Below are 18,227 nucleotides of genomic sequence, written 5' to 3'. Positions count from 1 at the left end.
CCCTCCCGCCAACGGTATGCCGTCGCCCCCGCTCCCTCACCCCCCGACCGCGTGGCGGCTGCCCGGTGACGGACCCGGCGGCATACCCTCCCTTCTCGTGTCCCCCATCGACCGTTACGGATCAGACGTGCTCAGCGGCGACTGGCGTGCCCCACGGCGCGGTCGCTCCACCCCCGTACCGGCCGAGCCGGACCTCGTCGTCGAGGAGGTCGAGACCGGCTGGGTGGGGGCCGTCGTGCGCGTCGAGAAGGCGGGCGGCATGCACGTCGTCCACCTCGAGGACCGTCACGGACGCAGCCGGGCGTTCCCCCTCGGGCCCGGGTTCCTCGTCGACGGGGCCCCCGTCACGCTGACCCCGCCGACCGCCGCGTCCGGCGCGGCGCTGGCCGCCGCCCGGAAGGCGGCCTCACGGACGGCCAGCGGCTCCGTGGCGGTGGAGGGGGTGCGTGCCCGCGTGGCCAGCGGCTCGCGGATCTACGTCGAGGGCCGGCACGACGCCGAGCTCGTCGAGAAGGTGTGGGGCGACGACCTGCGCGTCGAGGGCGTCGTCGTCGAGCTGATGGACGGCGTCGACGACCTCGCCGGGATCATCGCCGAGTTCCAGCCCGGGCCCGGGCGCCGGATGGGCGTGCTCGTCGACCACCTGGTCCCCGGCACCAAGGAGGCGCGCATCGTCGAGCAGGCGCGTGCCCTCCCCGGCCTCAGCCAGCACGTCAGGATCCTCGGCCACCCCTATGTCGACGTCTGGCAGTCCGTGCGCCCCGAGCGGCTCGGCTGGCAGCAGTGGCCCGTCATCCCCCGGGGCACGTCGTGGAAGCACGGCATCTGCGCCGAGCTCGGCTGGGCCCACTCCACGCAGGCCGACATCGCGAACGCGTGGAAGCGGATCCTCGGCACCGTCCGCACGTACGCCGACCTCGAGCCGACGCTCCTGGCCAGCGTCGAGGAGCTCATCGACTTCGTCACCGAGCCCGGCGCCTGAGCGCGCGAGCAGCAGGCGACGTCCGGCGACGCCACCTGCTGCCCCTGCCGCACCCCCACCGGTCCGGCGCTCCCCTTCCGCAGAGAGCCGCGGACGTCACCAGCGGACGTAGCCCTGGACGTCCACCTTCAGGTATGCCGCCGCGGACGTCTTGACGCGAACGGCTCCGTCGAGACCGACGGGCACCACGACGGTGTTCGTGACCGGGCGACCGGACGCGTACTTGACCGTGGCGTAGGCGGGTTCGCTCGACCCGCTCGGGTAGGCGGTGACGTAGCCGCCGGCCGTGGGCGACACCACCGTCACCGTGAGCACCGCTGCCCGGACACCGCTGGCCGGCACCCCCGCCCTGCCCACGACCGGGACGACCGGCGCCTGGCCGGCGGCGACCCGTCCGACGGGCAGGCCGAGCCCGGTCTGGCTGTCGAGGACGCGGGTCGGTCCCACGGGCACCTGGTCCGCGCCGGTGGGCAGCCAGCCCACCACGTCGACCAGCACGTCCGTCTGGGCGCTGGAGTGGATGGTCACGGAGGCGTTCGTGCCGACGCGCGCCTCGACGAGCCCGGTGGCCGCGTTCACCGCGTCGTAGTGGACCTGCGGCGCCCCGGGCCGGGCCACGCCTGCCGGGTACGTCGTGAGCCAGCCCTCCGCGGAAGGTGCGGCAGCGGAGACGTCCAGCAGCACGCCCGCCACGCCGGTGGTCGGTATGCCGGCCTTGCCGGCCAGCGACAGCGTCAGCGTCCCTCCCGCGGCCAGCCGCGCCTTGGGAGCCCCGACGCCGGTACGCGTGTCGAGGACCCGGGCGGGAGCGCCTCCGGAGACGTAGCCGCCCGCCGGCGACCAGCCGACGACGTCCGCGGACAGGTCGGTCGTGGCCGACGTGTAGAGGCGCACCTTGCCGTCGGTCCCCACGCGGCTGAGCACGAGGCTGGTCGTGACACCGCCGGCGGCGTAGGACACCGCCCGCGAGCCCGGCTGCGTCGTGCCGCTCGCGTGGGCCGTGAGGTAGCCGGCGGCGGCGGGCGAGGTGGCGTTGACGTTGAGCAGGGCGACGCCCACCCCGCTCGAGGGGACGCCGGCCCGGCCGGCGACCTGCACGGTGACCGCCTGGCCGCCCAGGACCCGCGCCAGCGGCGCACCGAGCCCGGTCCGGGTGTCGAGCAGACGCGTCGGAGGAGTCACCTGCCATGCCCGCGTGTCGGACGCGACGGTGGCGCCCTGGTCCTTGAGGTGGATGAAGCCGTTCGGCCACCGGCCACCGGTGAGGGTCACCCGGCGCCAGCGGAAGTCGCCGCCCCAGTTGTCCTCCGAGATGATGATGTCCGAGGCCGAGAGCACCTGCTCGACATAGGCCACGTGCCCGGTCGAGGAGAAGGACGAGTCCCACCACGCGACCGCGCCCACCGCCGGGCTCGTGTTCGTCTGGGCCGGGAACGCCGGCCCCCAGTTCAACGCGTTGCCGCTCAGGCTGGCCGGCCTCGTGTTGGGCAGGCCGTTCTTGACGAGGCGGTAGGCGACGTAGTTCGTGCAGTTGTGGCCCGTCGACTGGAGCCAGTAGCTCGTCGAGCTGTTCGCCGGATACCCGGCGTTGGAGTACCCAGCGCTCTGGCAGGGGTCGTAGCCGGTGCAGAGCACGATCCACTCGCTGGAGCGGGCCGGGGCGGCCAGCCCCACCGTGGAGGCCAGGGCGGCCAGGACGGTGAGCAGCAGCGCGACGGGCCGACGGAGCTGCGTCCGACGCGCAACCGGGACGCCGGCCCGGCGAGCGGGGACGAGGGACATGTCGGTCTCCAGGGTTCGAGTGGGGTGGCACCCGAAATGTAGGACTTATCTGTCACCCAGTCCCCTGATTCCCAGAAATCACACGCGACACGCCAGTCGACTTACGACCCTCCGGCTCCTCGATGTGCTAATGACACGGCTGTCATTCGCCGCCCCTGACCGGCGTTCGTCGTCGTCCGGGGAACGCCACCGTGCGCACCACGAGCTCCTTGACCGCAGTGAACGGCGGCCGCACCAGGACGGTGCCGTCCGGCCGCGTCGGCAGGGAGAGCACGGCCTTGGAGTGCGAGAAGAGGTCCATGGAGTGCTCGCCGTGGTAGGCCCCGGTCCCACTCGCCCCCACCCCGCCGAAGGGCAGTCCCGGCACGGCCAGGTGGGCCAGCGGCACGTTGAAGGCCAGCGCGCCCGACGACGTGTCGCGGACGAAGCGCCGGCGCACCTTCTCGGAGGAGGTGAAGACGTAGAGCGCCAGCGGCTTCTCGCGCCGGTTGACGAAGTCGACCGCGGCGTCGAGCCCGTCGACCTCCACCAGCGGCAGGACGGGTCCGAAGATCTCCTCGCTCATGATCACCTGCCGGGGGTCGTCGGGGTCGTCCACCTCCACGACCGTCGGCTCCAGGTAGCGCGAGGACGCGTCGGAGCGACCCCCGGTGACGACCCGGTCGTGGTCCACCATGGCGGTGAGGCGCTCGAAGTGCCGCGCGCTGACGATCCGGCCGTACTCCCCGGACTGCGCCGGGTCGTCGCCGAAGGCAGCCTGGATCCCTTGCGCGAGAAGGGGCTTCAGCGCCTCGAGCGTCCTGCGGGACGCGAGGACGTAGTCGGGAGCCACGCACGTCTGGCCGGCGTTGGTGAACTTGCCCCACACGAGGCGTTGCGCCGTCACCTCCAGGTCCGCGTCGTCGGAGACGTACGCGGGTGACTTGCCGCCCAGCTCGAGCGTCACGGGTGTGAGGTGTCGCGCCGCGGCCTCGAGGACGATCCGCCCGACGGTGCCGTTTCCCGTGTAGAAGATGTGGTCGAAACGCTCGGCCAGCAGGGCGGTCGTCTCGGGAACGCCACCCTCGAGGACCTGCACCGCCGACCGGTCGAGGTACTGCGGCACGAGGCGCGCCAGCAGCCCTGACGTGGCAGGGGCGACCTCGCTCGGCTTGACCACGACGGCGTTGCCGGCGGCGAGCGCGCCCACCATCGGGGCGAGGCACAGCTGCACGGGGTAGTTCCAGGGCGCGATCACGAGGACGACGCCGAGCGGCTCGCGGACGACCCTGGCCCGGCCGGGGGTGAGGGACAGCGGCACCGGGACCCGGCGCGGCGTCGTCCAGGCCTTGAGGTGGCGCAGGGTGTGGTCGATCTCGCGGACGACGAAGCCGGTCTCGGTGATCCACGCCTCCGTGGCGCTCTTGCCGAGGTCGGCGTGCAGCGCCTCGGCGACCTCGGCCTCGTGGTCGACCAGGAGCGTGCGCAGGGCCCGCAGCTGCGCCTCCCGCCAGGCCCGCGGCTTGGTGACGCCGCTGTCGAACGCCCGCCGCGCCCGGGCGACAGCCGTGCTCGCCGTCCCGCCCGCCGGCTCTCTCGTCCCACTCGTCACGCCAGCGGTCGTGCTCGCCGTCTCGGTCATGGCTCTCCTTCGTCGGCGGCTCCTCAGGCGGCGAGGAGCCGGTGCACCACGGTGTCCGCGAGCAGCCGGCCGCGCCGGGTCAGCACCAGCCGGCCGGACCGCACGACGGTGGTCCCGTCGACGAGCCCGTCGGCGATGAGCCCGGCCACCGCGCTGCGTCCCGATCCTCGCAGATCCGAGACCGGCAGGCCCTCGACGAGGCGTGTGCCGAGGAGCACACGCTCGTCGTAGCGCTGCTCGTCGGTGAGGGACTCACGCGCCTGCGCGGGCGACTGCCCGGAGGCCAGCCGGGCGGCATACGCGCTCGGGTGCTTGACGTTCCACCACCGCACCCCGCCCACGTGGCTGTGGGCTCCCGGGCCCACGCCCCACCAGTTCGTGCCCGCCCAGTAGGCGATGTTGTGGCGGCAGCGGGCCGCCTCCGAGCGCGCCCAGTTGCTGACCTCGTACCAGCCGTAGCCGGCGCCCGTGAGCACCTCGTCGGCGAGCTCGTACTTGTCCGCCTCGTCGTCGTCCTCGGGCGGGACGACGAGCCCGCGCCGCACCTGCGCCGCGAGCTTGGTGCCCTCCTCGACCACGAGCGCGTACGCGGAGACGTGGTCGGGCTCGAGCGCGACCGCTGCCTCGAGGCTGCGGCGCCAGTCCTCGAGCGACTCCCCCGGCGTGCCGTAGATGAGGTCCACGCTCACCTGCAGGCCCTCGGCCTTCGCGGCCGAGACGGCGCGCTCGACGTTGTCGGGATCGTGCGTCCGCTCCAGGGTGCGCAGCACATGGGGCACCGCCGACTGCATGCCGACCGAGACGCGCGTGAAGCCGCCCTCGGCCAGCTCGCGCAGCGACTCGCGTGTCACCGAGTCGGGGTTGGCCTCGGTCGTGACCTCCGCCCCGGGAGCCAGCCCGAACCGCTCGCGTATGCCGTCCAGCACCTTCACGAGGTCGCCGGCCCTCAGCATGGTGGGGGTGCCTCCGCCGACGAACACCGTCGACACGGTGGGCGCTTCGGGGCCGAGCACGTCTCGGGCCAGGTCCAGCTCACGCAGGGCGGCGTCGGCATAGCTGTCGATGCCGATGCTCGCGCCGGGACCCCCGAGCTCGGTCAGGGTGTAGGTGTTGAAGTCGCAGTAGCCGCAGCGCACCGTGCAGAACGGGACGTGGACGTAGATGCCGAGGTCGGTGCTTCGCAGGTCACCGAGCGCTGCTGCGGGCAGCTCTCCCGTCGCGGGCGCGGGGTCGCCGTCGGGAAGGGCGGAGGGCGGCATACCTCCATTGTCCCAGCCACGCGGGGGTGCCCCGTCCACGGCCGGGGCGGGGGTGGTGGTCAGCCTGAGTGCGTGGTGACCCCGTAGCGGGCGCGCGAGCGCAGGGCCCAGCGGGCCACGGGGACCGAGACGAGCGCGATGACGACCATGAACCCCGCGAGCATGAGCCAGCCGGCCTCTCCCCGGTCGACGCAGAAGTACGTGACGACCGGCGGTGCGACGACCGCGAGCACGCTGAACCCGAGGCCGGCGAAGCCTTGGTACTGCCCCTGCCGCTCGTGCGGCGCCAACCCCATCTGCAGACCCCACTGGCCGCCCGAGCCGATCATCTCGCCCACGACGTGCACGAGCGAGCCGGTGACGAGCGCCGCGACGGCGACCCACCGGGTGCCCCGCTCGGCGAGCCCCACGACGGCGAAGCCCCCGGCGATCCACCACGCCCCGCGCACCAGCGCCCGGGCGCCGGCCTCCACCGAGTCGGCCCGGCGCGACAGGCGCACCTGGAAGAGCGCCACCGCGGCGGTGTTGAGGATGAGCAGGACGGCCACCATCACCGTGGGGGCGGCGGTGCGTGCGGAGACGTAGAGGGCCAGGCCCAGCTCCATGACGAAGAAGTGCAGCGAGAAGAGCCCGGTGATGATCGTGATGACGACGTAGGGCCAGTCGCGCAGGACGGCGAGGCGCGGCTCGCCCTCGGCGCGCGTGTGCGGAGCCAGGTGCGGGAGGCGGGTCGAGTTCCAGGCGGCGAAGCCGGTGAAGACGGCGTTGAGCAGGAACACGCCGACGTAGGCCCACCGCTGGTCGATGACGAGCGCGGCGCCGCCGAAGACCGAGCCGAGACCGAGCGCCGTGTTGGTGACGGCACGCAGGTAGGCCTTGAAGAGCACCCCGCGACCACCCGTCGCCAGCTGGGCGATGACGCCCTGGTTGACGGCGCCGGCCCCGCGCTCGAAGAAGGCGAGCACGCCGAGCAGGAGGGCCAGCATCCACGGCGTCGTCGCGAGGACCGGCGGCGCGCTGAAGACGGCGGCCCCGACCATGAAGGCGGTGAGGACCTCACGCGGGCCGCGGGTGTCGCCGAGGTGTCCGGCCGGGACCTGGACGACGATGCCGACGATCGCCGAGACCGACATGGCGAGCGCCACCTCGGTCGCGCTGAAGCCGACCTGCCGGGTGAAGTAGAGCGCGCTCGTCGTGAGCACCGCGCCGGCACCGAAACGGTTGGCGAACGAGCCGAGCGCGAGGATGCGCAGGTCACGGTCGACCGGGATGCCCCGGTGGGTGAGCGGTGGGTGCGTCGTCGCCGTCACGGCAGGCTCCTCGGTCTCGCAGATATCTCGACGTCAAGATATCTGGCTGTGACGGCGTCGCTGCAAGCGGTTTTCGCCGGTCGCATATGGTGCAAGGGTGTACCGCCCCAACTGGATCGAGCTCGACGGCGTCGTCAACATGCGCGACCTCGGAGGGATGGTGACGGCCGACGGCGACACCGTCCGTCCCCGTCGGCTGCTGCGCTCGGACAACCTCCAGGACCTGACGCCGGAGGCCGTCGAGGTGCTCGTCTCGCGCCTCGGCGTCCGTGACGTCGTCGACCTGCGCACGCACGTCGAGGTCGCCAAGGAGGGCGACGGGCCGCTGCGCGCCGTCGCCGGCGTGCGTCACCACCACCACACGCTCTACCGCGAGGACAGCGTCGAGTCCGGCATCCCGGCCGCCGAGCGCGCTCTGCCGTGGGAGACCGACGAGCGCCGCCACGCCGCCGCGGGCGAGACCCGGTCGCCCGGCGAGCCCGAGCAGCGTCGCAGCCACGACGAGTTCTGGTCCGAGCACTACCTCAGCTACCTCGCGAGCCGACCCGACTCGGTGGTGGCCGCGCTGCACGCCATCGCCTCGAGCGACGGCGCGGTCGTCGTGCACTGCGCCGCGGGCAAGGACCGCACGGGCACGGTCGTGGGCCTGGCCCTCAAGGCCGTCGGTGTCCGCGACGAGCTCGTCATCGCCGACTACGCCGCCAGCGCCGAACGCGTCGCGGCCATCATGGACCGGCTGCGGGTCAAGCCGGCGTATGCCGCCAACCTCCGCGACAAGACCGTGGCGCAGCAGTCGCCGACCACCGACACGATGCGCCTGCTGCTGACCACCCTCGACGAGCGCTACGGCGGTGCGCTCGGCTGGCTCGGCACCCAGGGCTGGACCCGGGCCGACACCGACCGGCTGCGCCGCAAGCTCCTCGGCGACTGAGGCAGGCCCACACGGGCGGTCAGCCGGCGTACGTCCCGAAGCTCCAGCTCGTGCCCTCGGGATCCGCGACGGAGAAGCCGCGCGACCCGTAGTCGGTCTCCTCGAGGGGGCGCAGCACCGTGGCCCCGAGCCGATCGGCGCGAGCCCAGACGGCGTCCGGGTCGTCGGTCACCACGTAGACCGTGGCAGCCCCCGCCTCGGAGACGAAGGTCCGGTCGGCCTTCTGCCGGCTGCTCACCATGACCCGGCCGCCTTCGGGCCAGAGCATCTCGCTGTGCCGGATCTCGCCGGGCGACTCCCCGTCGACGACCACACCGTCGACGAAGCCGAGGCCGCGCAGCCACGAGCGAGCCGCGAACGGGTCGTCATAGCTGAGGCCGACCCACACGTTATGGTCGCTGCGACCGGATGCCCCGGTGGTGGCAGCCGTGGCGTCGTCCCGGGTCGTGCCGGTTCCCTCCGGGGCCCGGGTGTTCGTGTTCGTGTCCATGTTCGTGTCCATGGCGACATCGTCGCCCGGGGGCGCCGGCCTCGTCTTGGACGAATGCGCGTCGCCCTTCCGCTCGCTCGGCACCCGGCTCAATGGGCGAGCACGTCCTCAGTGCGCCAGCGGGACGGGGAGGTACCGGCGAGGGAACGCCAGTCGCGGTCCATGTGCGCGTGGTCCGACCACCCGCAGCGCACCGCGACGTCCGCCAGCGACGTCGGACCAGCCGCCACGAGCGGCACCGACCGTTCGAAGCGAGCGACGACGGCCGCGGTCTTGGGACTCACCCCGAACTCGCTGCCGAACCGCGCCTGCAGCCGTCGCATCGACCAGCCGACGCGGGCGGCCACCTCCCGGATCGGCAGCGCTCCCGCGCTGCGCGTGATGAGCCGCCACGCCTCGCACACCTCCGGTTCGGGACCGGCGGCCCGCGGCGCCGCCTCGAGGAGCGCGGTCAGCCACTGCTCCACCAGCATGAACCGCCCGGGCCAGTCATCGGTCTCGTGCAGGCGTTCCCGGAGCCGACCGGCCGCCGGACCGGCCACATCCACGAGATCGTGCGACCGGGCCGCGATCTCGCCGGTCGGCATCCCGAACAGTGCTCGCGTGGCCTCCGGGCGAAGCGCGAGCTGCACGCCGTGCTGGGTGCCGTCGTGGTGGATGAGGGTGGGAACCGCGGCCAGGCCCGCGACGACCGAGCCGTATGCCGTGGGCGGGCGGCCGGCGTCCGCGACGGTCAGCGGCTCGTCGAGGGGCACGACCAGCGTGACGGTGGCGGACGGCATACCGCCGTGGACCCCGGCGGGGAAGCCGGACAGCCGGTAGCCGACCGCCCGCTGCACCCAGCGGGACAGCGCGGGGCCGGGCACGTGCTCGTGGTGCTCGGCACGCGGCCCCGCTGCCTCGGTGGTCCACTCCACGCCACCACGGTAGGCGTGGAGCTCGCCGGGAGGGCTACTTCTTGGTCTTGGCGGCGTCCCCGTCACTCGAGAGGGCTGCCACGAAGGCCTCCTGCGGCACCTCGACCCGACCGACCATCTTCATGCGCTTCTTGCCCTCCTTCTGCTTCTCGAGGAGCTTGCGCTTGCGGCTGATGTCACCGCCGTAGCACTTGGCGAGCACGTCCTTGCGGATGGCGCGGATGTTCTCGCGGGCGATGATGCGCGAGCCGATGGCCGCCTGGATCGGCACCTCGAACTGCTGGCGCGGGATGAGGTCCTTGAGCTTGCCCGCCATCATCACGCCGTACGCGTACGCCTTGTCCTTGTGCACGATCGCGCTGAACGCGTCGACCGACTCGCCCTGCAGCAGGATCTGCACCTTGACGAGGTCGGCCACCTGCTCGCCGTCGGGCTCGTAGTCGAGCGAGGCGTAACCGCGGGTGCGGGACTTCAGCTGGTCGAAGAAGTCGAAGACGATCTCGGCGAGCGGCAGGGTGTAGCGCATCTCGACGCGGTCCTCGGACAGGTAGTCCATGCCGCGCAGGTTGCCGCGCTTCTGCTGGCACAGCTCCATGATGGCGCCGACGAACTCGCTGGGAGCGAGGATCGTCGCGCGGACGATCGGCTCGCTCACCTCGGAGATCTTGCCCTCGGGGAACTCGCTCGGGTTGGTGACGTGGATCTGCTTGCCGTCGTCCATGGTGACCTCGTAGACGACGTTGGGCTGCGTGGAGATCAGGTCGAGGCCGAACTCGCGCTCGAGCCGCTCCCGGACGATCTCGAGGTGCAGCAGGCCGAGGAAGCCGCAGCGGAAGCCGAAGCCCAACGCCGCCGAGGTCTCCGGCTCGTAGACGAGGGCCGCGTCGTTGAGCTTGAGCTTGTCGAGGGCCTCGCGCAGGTCCGGGTAGTCCGAGCCGTCGATGGGGTAGAGGCCGGAGAAGACCATCGGCTTGGGGTCGCGGTAGCCGCCGAGGTCCTTCGTCGCCGGCTTGCTCGCGTTGGTCACCGTGTCGCCGACACGGGACTGGCGCACGTCCTTGACGCCGGTGATGAGGTAGCCGACCTCGCCGACGCCGAGGCCCTTGCCGGGCACCGGCTCGGGGCTGATCACGCCGATCTCGAGCAGCTCGTGGGTCGCCCGGGTCGACATCATGACGATGCGCTCGCGCGGGTTGAGGTTGCCGTCGACGACGCGGACGTAGGTCACGACGCCCCGGTAGGTGTCGTAGACCGAGTCGAAGATCATGGCTCGCGCCGGAGCGTCGGCATCACCGGTCGGGGCCGGCAGCTGACGGACGATCTGGTCGAGCAGCGGCTCGACACCCTCGCCGGTCTTGCCGGACACGCGCAGGCAGTCCTCCGGATCGCCGCCGATGAGCTTGGCGAGCTCCTCCGCGTACTTCTCGGGCTGCGCGGCCGGCAGGTCGATCTTGTTGAGCACCGGGATGATGGTGAGGTCGTTCTCCATCGCGAGGTAGAGGTTCGCGAGGGTCTGCGCCTCGATGCCCTGCGCGGCGTCGACGAGGAGGACCGCTCCCTCGCAGGCGGCGAGGCTGCGGGACACCTCGTAGGTGAAGTCGACGTGGCCCGGGGTGTCGATCATGTTGAGCGCATACGTCGTCCCGTCGAGCTCCCACGGCATGCGCACCGCCTGGCTCTTGATCGTGATGCCGCGCTCGCGCTCGATGTCCATCCGATCGAGGTACTGGGCGCGCATGGCGCGCGCCTCGACGACACCCGTCAGCTGCAGCATCCGGTCGGCGAGCGTCGACTTGCCGTGGTCGATGTGCGCGATGATGCAGAAGTTGCGGATCAGGTCCGGCGGCGTTGCGTTGGGCGCCAACGCGGAGCGGGCCATGGGCGACACGTGGGACGAACCTCGCAGAGTCGGGAACGGGAACGGTGCTGGAGCTGGACTGGGCCGGCGCCCGGGACCCGGGCGGCCCGGCGCTCTCGCGCTCGTGGCAGCGGCAGCCAGCACAGTCTCCCACGGTTTGACGCCGCGCTGCTCACCCCTCGCCCCGGACCGACCCTCGACGCCGCACGGGCACGCGCGCGTCACGTCGGGCCGCAGCCGGTGATGCCCCAGAATGGCGCGCATGCGCGCCGAACCCATGCAGGTCCTGCCGGTCGCTCCCGGGTCACAGGTCCCGATGCGCCGCTACGTGCGGCACCCGCGCGAGATCCTGGTGCTCGTGGTGGCCGTCCTCGCCTCGCTGCTCCTGCTCGTGGCCGCCGTCGCGGAGCTGTCCGCCGCCGCCGAGGAGCAGCGCGCACCCGACGCGTACGCCGTGGTCCTGGTCCTGGGGCCGCTGGTCGTCTGGTTCGGGCGCGGGCAGCTGTGGGCGCAGCAGCGGCTGACGGGCATCAAGCTGACCCACGGCCAGTTCCCCGAGGCCTACGGGATGCTCGTCGACGCCGCGGCCCGCTCGGGCCTGGCCTACATCCCGGACGCCTACGTCGTGCTCGGCAACGGGGTCATCAACGCCGCCGCCTCCGGGCACGGGTTCCGTCGCTTCGTGGTCGTCAACAGCGACCTGCTGGAGGTGGGCGGGGCGGCGCGGGAGCCGGAGGCCCTGCGGTTCGTGATCGCCCACGAGGTGGGCCACATCGCGGCCGGCCACGTCAGCTACTGGCGCATCCTCGGCACCTTCGCCTCGCAGTGGGTGCCCTTCGTCGGCACCACCCTGAGCCGCGCCCAGGAGTACACCGCGGACAACTACGGGCACGCGCTGGCACCCGAGGGGGCCCGCTCGGCGATGGCGACCCTCGCGGGCGGCAAGTACCTCGGCCGCTCGGTGGACGTCGACGCCATGGCAGACCGTGCCGTCACCGAGCCGGGCTTCTTCGTGTGGCTCGTCAACGCCCTCGCGAGCCACCCGGCGCTGCTCTGGCGCATCCACGCCCTGCGCGACCGGCGGCGCCCCGGACGGCTGCTCTGGAGGCCCCGGGAGCCCTGGCTCTGGGAGACGCCGGCCGCGCCCGACGCGTACGCCCTTCCGGCGATGGTCGGCTTCCAGCCCACCCCGCTCCCCCAGCCGACCGCTTCGGCGCTCCCCCAGTCAACGGCCCCGTCGCTGGCCGAGGGCGCGCCGGCGCCTGTGGCCAGGACCGCCGCACCCGTCGTGCCCCTGCCGACCACCTCCGGTGAGCCCTCACTCCGCCACGAGTGAGGGCCCCGTCACAAGCTGCTCGTGGCGGAGGTCGCGTCGGTGAGCTCAGGGACGCCTTCGGGCCGGGCGACAGCCCGGTGCGAGCGACGCTCGAGCACCGCCGACAGCACGGCGACACCGACGCCGAGCACGGCCAGCCCCGCACCGACGAGGCTCGGCGCCCCGTAGCCCCAGCCGGCCGCGAGGACGACGGAGCCGAGCCAGGCGCCGAGCGCGTTCGCGGTGTTGAGCGTCGAGTGGTTCAGCGCGGCCGCGAGCGACTGGCCCTCGTGCGCGACGTCCATCAGCCGGGTCTGCAGCAGCGGCACGACGATCGAGGGCAGCAGCCCGAGCACGAACACCATGACCACGCCGAGCCACAGGAGGTGGACGGCCCAGCCGAAGACGGCGAGCAGGGCCGCGATGGAGGCCAGGGCGCCGATGATCCCCGTCAGGACGCCGACGCGGTTGGCCACCCGGCCGCTCAGCACCATGCCGGTGACCATCCCGATGCCGTATGCCGCGAGCACCCACGGGATGTAGCGCTCGTCCAGCCCGGCGAGCTCGGTCATCGTCGGCGTGATGAAGGAGTACATCGCGAACATGCCGCCGAAGCCGACCACGCCGATGAGCAGCGCCAGCCACACCTGGCCGCGTCGCAGCGCCCGCATCTCGGCGCGCATCGACTCCTCGCCGCTCGGTGGCTGGTGCGGCAGGAACACCGCGATGGCCACGACCGTCAGGGCCGCGACGACGCCGACGAGCACGTAGGGCAGGTGCCAGGAGAAGCGTTGGCCGAGCAGCGTCGCGAGGGGAACGCCCACGACGTTGGCGACCCCGAGACCGCCGAGGATGGCGGCGACGGCGGCGGTCCGCCGCTGGTGCGACACGAGGGAGGCCGCGACCACCGAGCCGATGCCGAAGAAGGCGCCGTGGGGCAGCCCGGCCAGGAACCGGGCGGCCATGACGGAGGGATAGCTGTTCGCCGCCAGGATCGCCAGGTGCGCCACGGCGAAGAAGGCCATGAGGCCCATGAGCAGGCCCTTGCGCGGCGCCCTGGCCGCCGCCACGGCGATGACGGGGGCACCGACGACCACGCCGAGGGCGTACGCCGAGACGTAGTGGCCGGAGGTCGCGATGTCGACCCCGCTCCCCCGGGCGATCTGCGGCAGCAGGCCCATGGTCACGAACTCGGTCGTGCCGATGGCGAAGCCGCCGACCGCGAGCGCGAGGATGGCGAGGGTGGTGCGGCGTGCGGCGGGGCTCACAGGAGGTTCTCCGGGTTCGGTCGTCGGTCGGCGTGGCCCCGCGGCCGACGCCCGGAGGCGGCGTGGGCGGCGGGGGGCGGCCGGGGGGGCGGCTGGGCGGCTGGGGCTCGGATCGCCGTCGACCCGTTCTCGGACCCCAACCGTAACGGCGGTGAGCACTACGGTGATTCCCGTGTCCACCACCCTCGGGAACCTCCTCGGCCGCCTGCGCGGCGTCGTCCGCCGCTCCACGCCTCCGCGCACCCGTCCGGCGCCTGACCGCGTGGGGTCCGCGACGCCCTACCCCGGTGACGCGACACGGCTGCCCGACACGACGTACGCCCCGCGTCCGGACGGGCGGCCCGACCCCGGCGAGATCGTGTGGACCTGGGTGCCGTACGAGGAGGACCACAGCCAGGGCAAGGACCGGCCCGTGCTCGTCATCGGCCACGAGGGCCGGTGGCTCGTGGGGCTCCCCCTCACGAGCAAGGACCACGACCTCGACGAGCAGCAGGAGCGGCGCTCGGGTCGTGAGTGGGTCGACATCGGGACCGGGGCCTGGGACTCCCGGGGCCGCCCCAGCGAGGTGCGCGTCAACCGCCTCGTCCGGGTGGACCCGGAGCAGGTCCGTCGGGAGGGGGCCGTGCTGCCGCGCGACCGCTACGAGCAGGTCGTCGCCGCGGCCCGCGCCCTCCGGCGCGGCTGACGCAGATCGGGCCCGTCACCACGAGGTGACGGGCCCGATCAGGCAGTCGTGTGCGTCAGAGCGACGCGACCTTCTTGGCCAGGGCCGACTTCTTGTTGGCGGCCTGGTTCTGGTGGATGACACCCTTGGAGACAGCCTTGTCGAGCTTCTTCGAGGCGGTCTTGAGGGCGTCGACGGCGGCGTCCTTGTCACCGGAGGCCGTGGCCTCGCGGACCTTGCGGACCCAGGTGCGAAGCTCGCTCTTGACGGCCTTGTTGCGCTCGGTGCGCGTGCGGTTCGTCTTGATGCGCTTGAGCTGCGACTTGATGTTTGCCACGTTGATGGTTTCTTTCGTTCGGTCGGATGGTTGCCGTTAGAGGGCGGCAAAGCTGCTCGGGACCGGGCGTGGGGACACCCTGCGTGAGCAGCTCTGGGTGGAGCATGCATGCGCGCACGACCTGAGCGCGCACGCAAGGGCCAAAGTTACCAGCGGCCTCACCGCTCGACCAAACCGGCGTGCGCCGTCCCGGGCCGCTCCCGTCAGTGCGCGGCGCGGGCCCGGGCGATGGTGAGGATCGCCCGCTCGACGGCATACACGGGGTCGCGACCGCCGCCCTTGACCTCGTAGTCGGCGGCGGCGACCGCCTGCACGGCGATGGCCAGCCCGTCGGCGCTCCAGTGTGTGACGGCGCGGCGGGCCTTGTCGATCTGCCACGGTGCCATGCCGAGGCTCTTGGCCAGCTGCGCGGAGCTGCCGCGACCGGCCGCGCCGACCTTGATGAGCTGGCGCAGCTGCGAGGCGATGACAGCGACGATCGGCACGGGGTCGACGCCGGTCGCGATGGCGTGGCGCAGCAGGCGCAGGGCCTCCCCCGACTGCCCGGCCACCGTGGCGTCGGCCACCCGGAAGCCCGTCGCCTCCACCTTGCCGCCGTGGTAGGTGTCGACGACGGCGTCGTCGACAGTGCCCTCGGTGTCCGAGATGAGCTGGGAGCACGCCGCCGCGAGCTCGCGCACGTCCTTGCCGACGGCCTCGACGAGGGCGCGCACGCCCTCGCTCGTGATCTTGCGTCGGGCGCCCGCGAACTCCTTGAGGACGAAGTCGGTCTTGTCGCGGTCGGTCTTGATGGCGGGGCACTCGATGACGCGGGCCCCTGCCTTGCGCATCGTGTCGAGGACCTTCTTGCCCTTCATGCCGCCCCCGTGGGCCACCACGAGACCGAGGTCCGGGTCAGGGGTGGCGAGGAGCGCGAGCAGGTCGAGCTGCAGCTCGTCGGGTGACTCGTGCAGGTCGCGCACGACGATGGTCTTGGCTCCGCCGAAGAGCGACGGGCTGGCGTGCATCTGCAGGGCCCCGGACTCGTACGTCGCGGGGTCGATGCGGATGACCTCCACGTCCTGCTCCTGTGCGCCGCGCAGGACATCGGCCACGGCCCGCTCGACGAGGATGCCCTCCGGTCCGGTCACGAGGACGAAGGGGGGCGCGGCCGGGTCGCTCATGGGCCCAACTGTGCCACGCCGGTCCGACAGGCCGATGCGCCAGTCCGGTGCGTCAGGCCGAGTACGTCAGGCCGGTGCGTCAGTCGAACAGCGCGCCGGAGGCGATGCGCAGGCCGAGCTGCTCCACGCGCGCCGCGATGACCTGCTCGGGCAGCTCGAAGTGGTCGACGAGATCCTCCATCTCCATGCCGGACTCCGACGCGTCGCGCAGCTCCTCGTCCTGCTCGTCGGTCCACGCGTGCCCGGACGTCACCGCGCTGCGCGAGGACACCGGGGCCGGTGGGGCGACGGCCACCGGCCGCGGGTGCTCCGTGCCGTCGGCCTCCGTGCGGGCGCCGGTGAGCGACCGCAGGGCCGGCTCCTCCACCTCCACCGGCGGCGGTGCCATCGCGTCGAGCCGGGCCAGCGCGGCCAGGACCATCTTCTTGTCGGTGGTCGGGTAGAAGGGCGGCAGCGAGCGCTGCAGGAAGCCGGCATACCTCGCCGTCATCATCCGGGAGTCGAGGAAGGCCACGACGCCGCGGTCGTCGGCGCGGCGCACGAGCCGCCCGGCTCCCTGCGCGAGGCGCAGGGCCGCGTGGGTGGCCGAGACCGCCATGAAGCCGTTGCCGCCCATCCGCGCGATGGCCTGGGAGCGCGCGGAGGCGAGCGGGTCGTCGGGGCGCGGGAACGGGATGCGGTCGATGATGACGAGCTGGCACGACGACCCCGGCACGTCGACGCCCTGCCACAGCGTGAGGGTGCCGAAGAGGCAGGTCCGCGGGTCGCGGGCGAACTGGCGCACGAGCGTCGTGATCTGGTCCTCGCCCTGGCACAGGACCGGGATGTCGTCGCCGAACCGGGCACGCATGATCTCCGCCGCCGTCTGGGCGGCGCGCATCGAGGAGAAGAGCCCCAGCGTGCGACCGCCGGCCGCGCGGATGAGCTGCTCGATCTCGTCGAGGGTGTCGTCACCCGCGCCGTCGCGCCCGGGCGGCGGGAGGTGGGCCGCGACGTAGGCGATGGCCTGCTTCGGGTAGTCGAAGGGGCTGCCGACGTCGAGGCCCTGCCACGTCGGGGCGCCCTCGCCGCGGAGGCCGATGGTCCCGGCGACCGAGTCGAACGTGCCGCCGAGCTCGAGGGTGGCGGAGGTGAGCACGACGGTGCGCTCGTCGAAGACCTTGTCGCGCACCAGCATCGCCACGCTCATCGGTGCCACCCGCAGGACTGGTCCGCGGCGCTGGTCGCGGCTCAGCCACACGACGTCGAGCTCGCGCTCCTCGAGGATGCGCTCGGCGTTCTCGTGGATCTCGTCGACGGCGGCGCGTGCGACCTGGCGGGCGCCGTCTGCCTCTTGCCCGGGCGGCGGCTTGAGGTCGCTCTGGACGGCGCGGGCCGTGTCGCGGATGCGGGCCAGGGCGAGCCCCACCGAGTCGGGGATGCCGAGCATCCGGCCCTCCTCGAGCGGCTCGAGCGCCTGGGCGAGCAGCTCGCCCGCCTCGTCGAGGGGTGCGGTGTTCTCGGACATGCGCCCGGCCTTCTTCGCCGCGCTCATCACCATGGTGCCGGTGAGCTCGTCGGTGATGGTGGCGGTGACGCGGTCGACCAGCTCGTGCGCCTCGTCGACGACGAGCACGTCGTGCTCGGGCAGCATCTGGCGGCCCTCGAACGAGTCGATGGCCATGAAGGAGTGGTTGGTGACGATGACGTCGACGTCCTTGGCCGCCTCGCGCGCCCGCTCGACGAAGCACTCGGTGACGAGGGGGCACTTGCTGCCCAGGCACTCGTGCGCCGAGACGGAGACCTGTCGCCACGCGCGTTCGGAGACGCCCGGGACGAGCTCGTCGCGGTCGCCCGAGTCGGTGGTGGAGGCCCACTCGCGCAGCCGCAGGACCTCCTGGCCGAGCCGGCCCACGGACGCGTCGACCTGCCCGACGGACAGCAGCCCGTCGTCGTCGTCCGGGATCCCGCCCTCGAGCTTGTTGAGGCACACGTAGTTGCGCCGTCCCTTGACGAGCGCGTACGTGGGGCGACGCCCCAGGACCGGCGAGAGCGCGTCGGCCACGCGGGGCATGTCGCGGTCGACGATCTGCGCCTGCAGAGCCAGCGTCGCCGTCGCGACGACCGCCGGCTTGCCGGCCTCGAAGGCGTGCGCGACCGCGGGCACCAGGTAGGCGAGCGACTTGCCGGTGCCGGTCCCGGCCTGGACGAGCAGGTGCTCCCCCTCGTCGATGGCGTGCGCGACGGCCCGCGCCATCGCGACCTGCCCGGGCCGCGTCGCGCCCCCGACCCCCGACACCGCGGCGTTGAGGAGGTCGTCGAGCGCGGGTCGCTTGGCCATTGGGTCAGCG

General features: G+C 72.8%; 15 protein-coding genes. 4 read left to right on the top strand and 11 right to left on the bottom strand.

Annotation, left to right across the window (positions count from 1 at the left end):
• Nucleotides 1-97: 97 nt before the first annotated feature.
• Nucleotides 98-982 (top strand): DUF3097 domain-containing protein, encoded by an 885-nt coding sequence (locus tag ABD241_RS04155; protein ID WP_344058715.1) that lies wholly within the window; start codon nt 98-100, stop codon nt 980-982.
• A 96-nt stretch (nt 983-1,078) separates the two neighbouring features.
• Here ABD241_RS04155 and ABD241_RS04150 read toward each other — a convergent pair whose 3' ends face one another.
• The 4 genes from ABD241_RS04150 to ABD241_RS04135 all read right to left on the bottom strand — a co-directional run bounded on the left by ABD241_RS04150 (nt 1,079) and on the right by ABD241_RS04135 (nt 6,954).
• Nucleotides 1,079-2,764 carry a CHAP domain-containing protein gene (locus ABD241_RS04150; protein ID WP_344058713.1) on the bottom strand — a complete coding sequence of 562 codons (1,686 nt, stop codon included), beginning with the start codon at nt 2,762-2,764 and terminating at the stop codon, nt 1,079-1,081.
• Between the two features lie 142 nt (nt 2,765-2,906).
• Complete coding sequence (locus tag ABD241_RS04145) at nt 2,907-4,385, bottom strand: aldehyde dehydrogenase family protein (RefSeq protein WP_344058711.1); 1,479 nt, start codon at nt 4,383-4,385, stop codon at nt 2,907-2,909.
• Between the two features lie 23 nt (nt 4,386-4,408).
• Complete coding sequence (gene hemW / locus ABD241_RS04140; protein WP_344058709.1) at nt 4,409-5,644, bottom strand: radical SAM family heme chaperone HemW; 1,236 nt, start codon at nt 5,642-5,644, stop codon at nt 4,409-4,411.
• Nucleotides 5,645-5,703: 59 nt separating this feature from the next.
• Complete coding sequence (locus ABD241_RS04135; protein ID WP_344058707.1) at nt 5,704-6,954, bottom strand: MFS transporter; 1,251 nt, start codon at nt 6,952-6,954, stop codon at nt 5,704-5,706.
• Between the two features lie 97 nt (nt 6,955-7,051).
• On the opposite strand from ABD241_RS04135, the gene ABD241_RS04130 reads away from it, so the two are divergent.
• Entirely contained in the window at nt 7,052-7,885 is an 834-nt protein-coding gene (locus ABD241_RS04130) for a tyrosine-protein phosphatase (RefSeq protein ID WP_344058705.1), read from the top strand.
• A 19-nt stretch (nt 7,886-7,904) separates the two neighbouring features.
• On the opposite strand, the gene ABD241_RS04125 is transcribed toward ABD241_RS04130, so the two are convergent.
• The 3 genes from ABD241_RS04125 to lepA all read right to left on the bottom strand — a co-directional run bounded on the left by ABD241_RS04125 (nt 7,905) and on the right by lepA (nt 11,171).
• Entirely contained in the window at nt 7,905-8,375 is a 471-nt protein-coding gene (locus ABD241_RS04125; protein ID WP_344058703.1) for a VOC family protein, read from the bottom strand.
• Between the two features lie 89 nt (nt 8,376-8,464).
• Nucleotides 8,465-9,292 (bottom strand): helix-turn-helix domain-containing protein, encoded by an 828-nt coding sequence (locus ABD241_RS04120; RefSeq protein WP_344058701.1) that lies wholly within the window; start codon nt 9,290-9,292, stop codon nt 8,465-8,467.
• A gap of 34 nt (nt 9,293-9,326) precedes the next feature.
• On the bottom strand, nt 9,327-11,171 hold the full coding sequence (gene lepA, locus ABD241_RS04115) for a translation elongation factor 4 (RefSeq protein ID WP_344058699.1): 1,845 nt from the start codon (nt 11,169-11,171) through the stop codon (nt 9,327-9,329).
• 241 nt (nt 11,172-11,412) lie between these two features.
• Between lepA and ABD241_RS04110 the strand changes: the two genes are divergently transcribed.
• Nucleotides 11,413-12,486, top strand: coding sequence for a M48 family metallopeptidase (locus ABD241_RS04110; RefSeq protein WP_344058697.1), 1,074 nt, complete (start codon nt 11,413-11,415; stop codon nt 12,484-12,486).
• Nucleotides 12,487-12,494: 8 nt separating this feature from the next.
• On the opposite strand, the gene ABD241_RS04105 is transcribed toward ABD241_RS04110, so the two are convergent.
• The gene (locus ABD241_RS04105; protein ID WP_344058695.1) at nt 12,495-13,733 is read right to left on the bottom strand and encodes an MFS transporter; all 1,239 of its coding nucleotides are present in this window, start codon (nt 13,731-13,733) and stop codon (nt 12,495-12,497) included.
• 172 nt (nt 13,734-13,905) lie between these two features.
• Between ABD241_RS04105 and ABD241_RS04100 the strand changes: the two genes are divergently transcribed.
• Complete coding sequence (locus ABD241_RS04100) at nt 13,906-14,418, top strand: type II toxin-antitoxin system PemK/MazF family toxin (RefSeq protein WP_344058693.1); 513 nt, start codon at nt 13,906-13,908, stop codon at nt 14,416-14,418.
• 55 nt (nt 14,419-14,473) lie between these two features.
• On the opposite strand, the gene rpsT is transcribed toward ABD241_RS04100, so the two are convergent.
• The 3 genes from rpsT to ABD241_RS04085 form a co-directional block, all read right to left on the bottom strand.
• The gene (rpsT, locus tag ABD241_RS04095) at nt 14,474-14,734 is read right to left on the bottom strand and encodes a 30S ribosomal protein S20 (RefSeq protein WP_142183953.1); all 261 of its coding nucleotides are present in this window, start codon (nt 14,732-14,734) and stop codon (nt 14,474-14,476) included.
• A 203-nt stretch (nt 14,735-14,937) separates the two neighbouring features.
• Nucleotides 14,938-15,897: a DNA polymerase III subunit delta gene (holA, locus tag ABD241_RS04090; RefSeq protein ID WP_344058689.1), complete on the bottom strand. Its 960-nt coding sequence runs from the start codon at nt 15,895-15,897 to the stop codon at nt 14,938-14,940.
• Between the two features lie 79 nt (nt 15,898-15,976).
• Nucleotides 15,977-18,217 (bottom strand): ATP-dependent DNA helicase, encoded by a 2,241-nt coding sequence (locus tag ABD241_RS04085; protein ID WP_344058687.1) that lies wholly within the window; start codon nt 18,215-18,217, stop codon nt 15,977-15,979.
• Nucleotides 18,218-18,227: the final 10 nt, after the last annotated feature.

This window comes from Terrabacter lapilli, from assembly GCF_039531305.1.
Taxonomy (GTDB): Bacteria; Actinomycetota; Actinomycetes; order Actinomycetales; family Dermatophilaceae; genus Terrabacter; species Terrabacter lapilli.
Note: the sequence above shows the minus strand (reverse complement) of the source record. Positions and strands in the feature narration are given on the sequence as shown.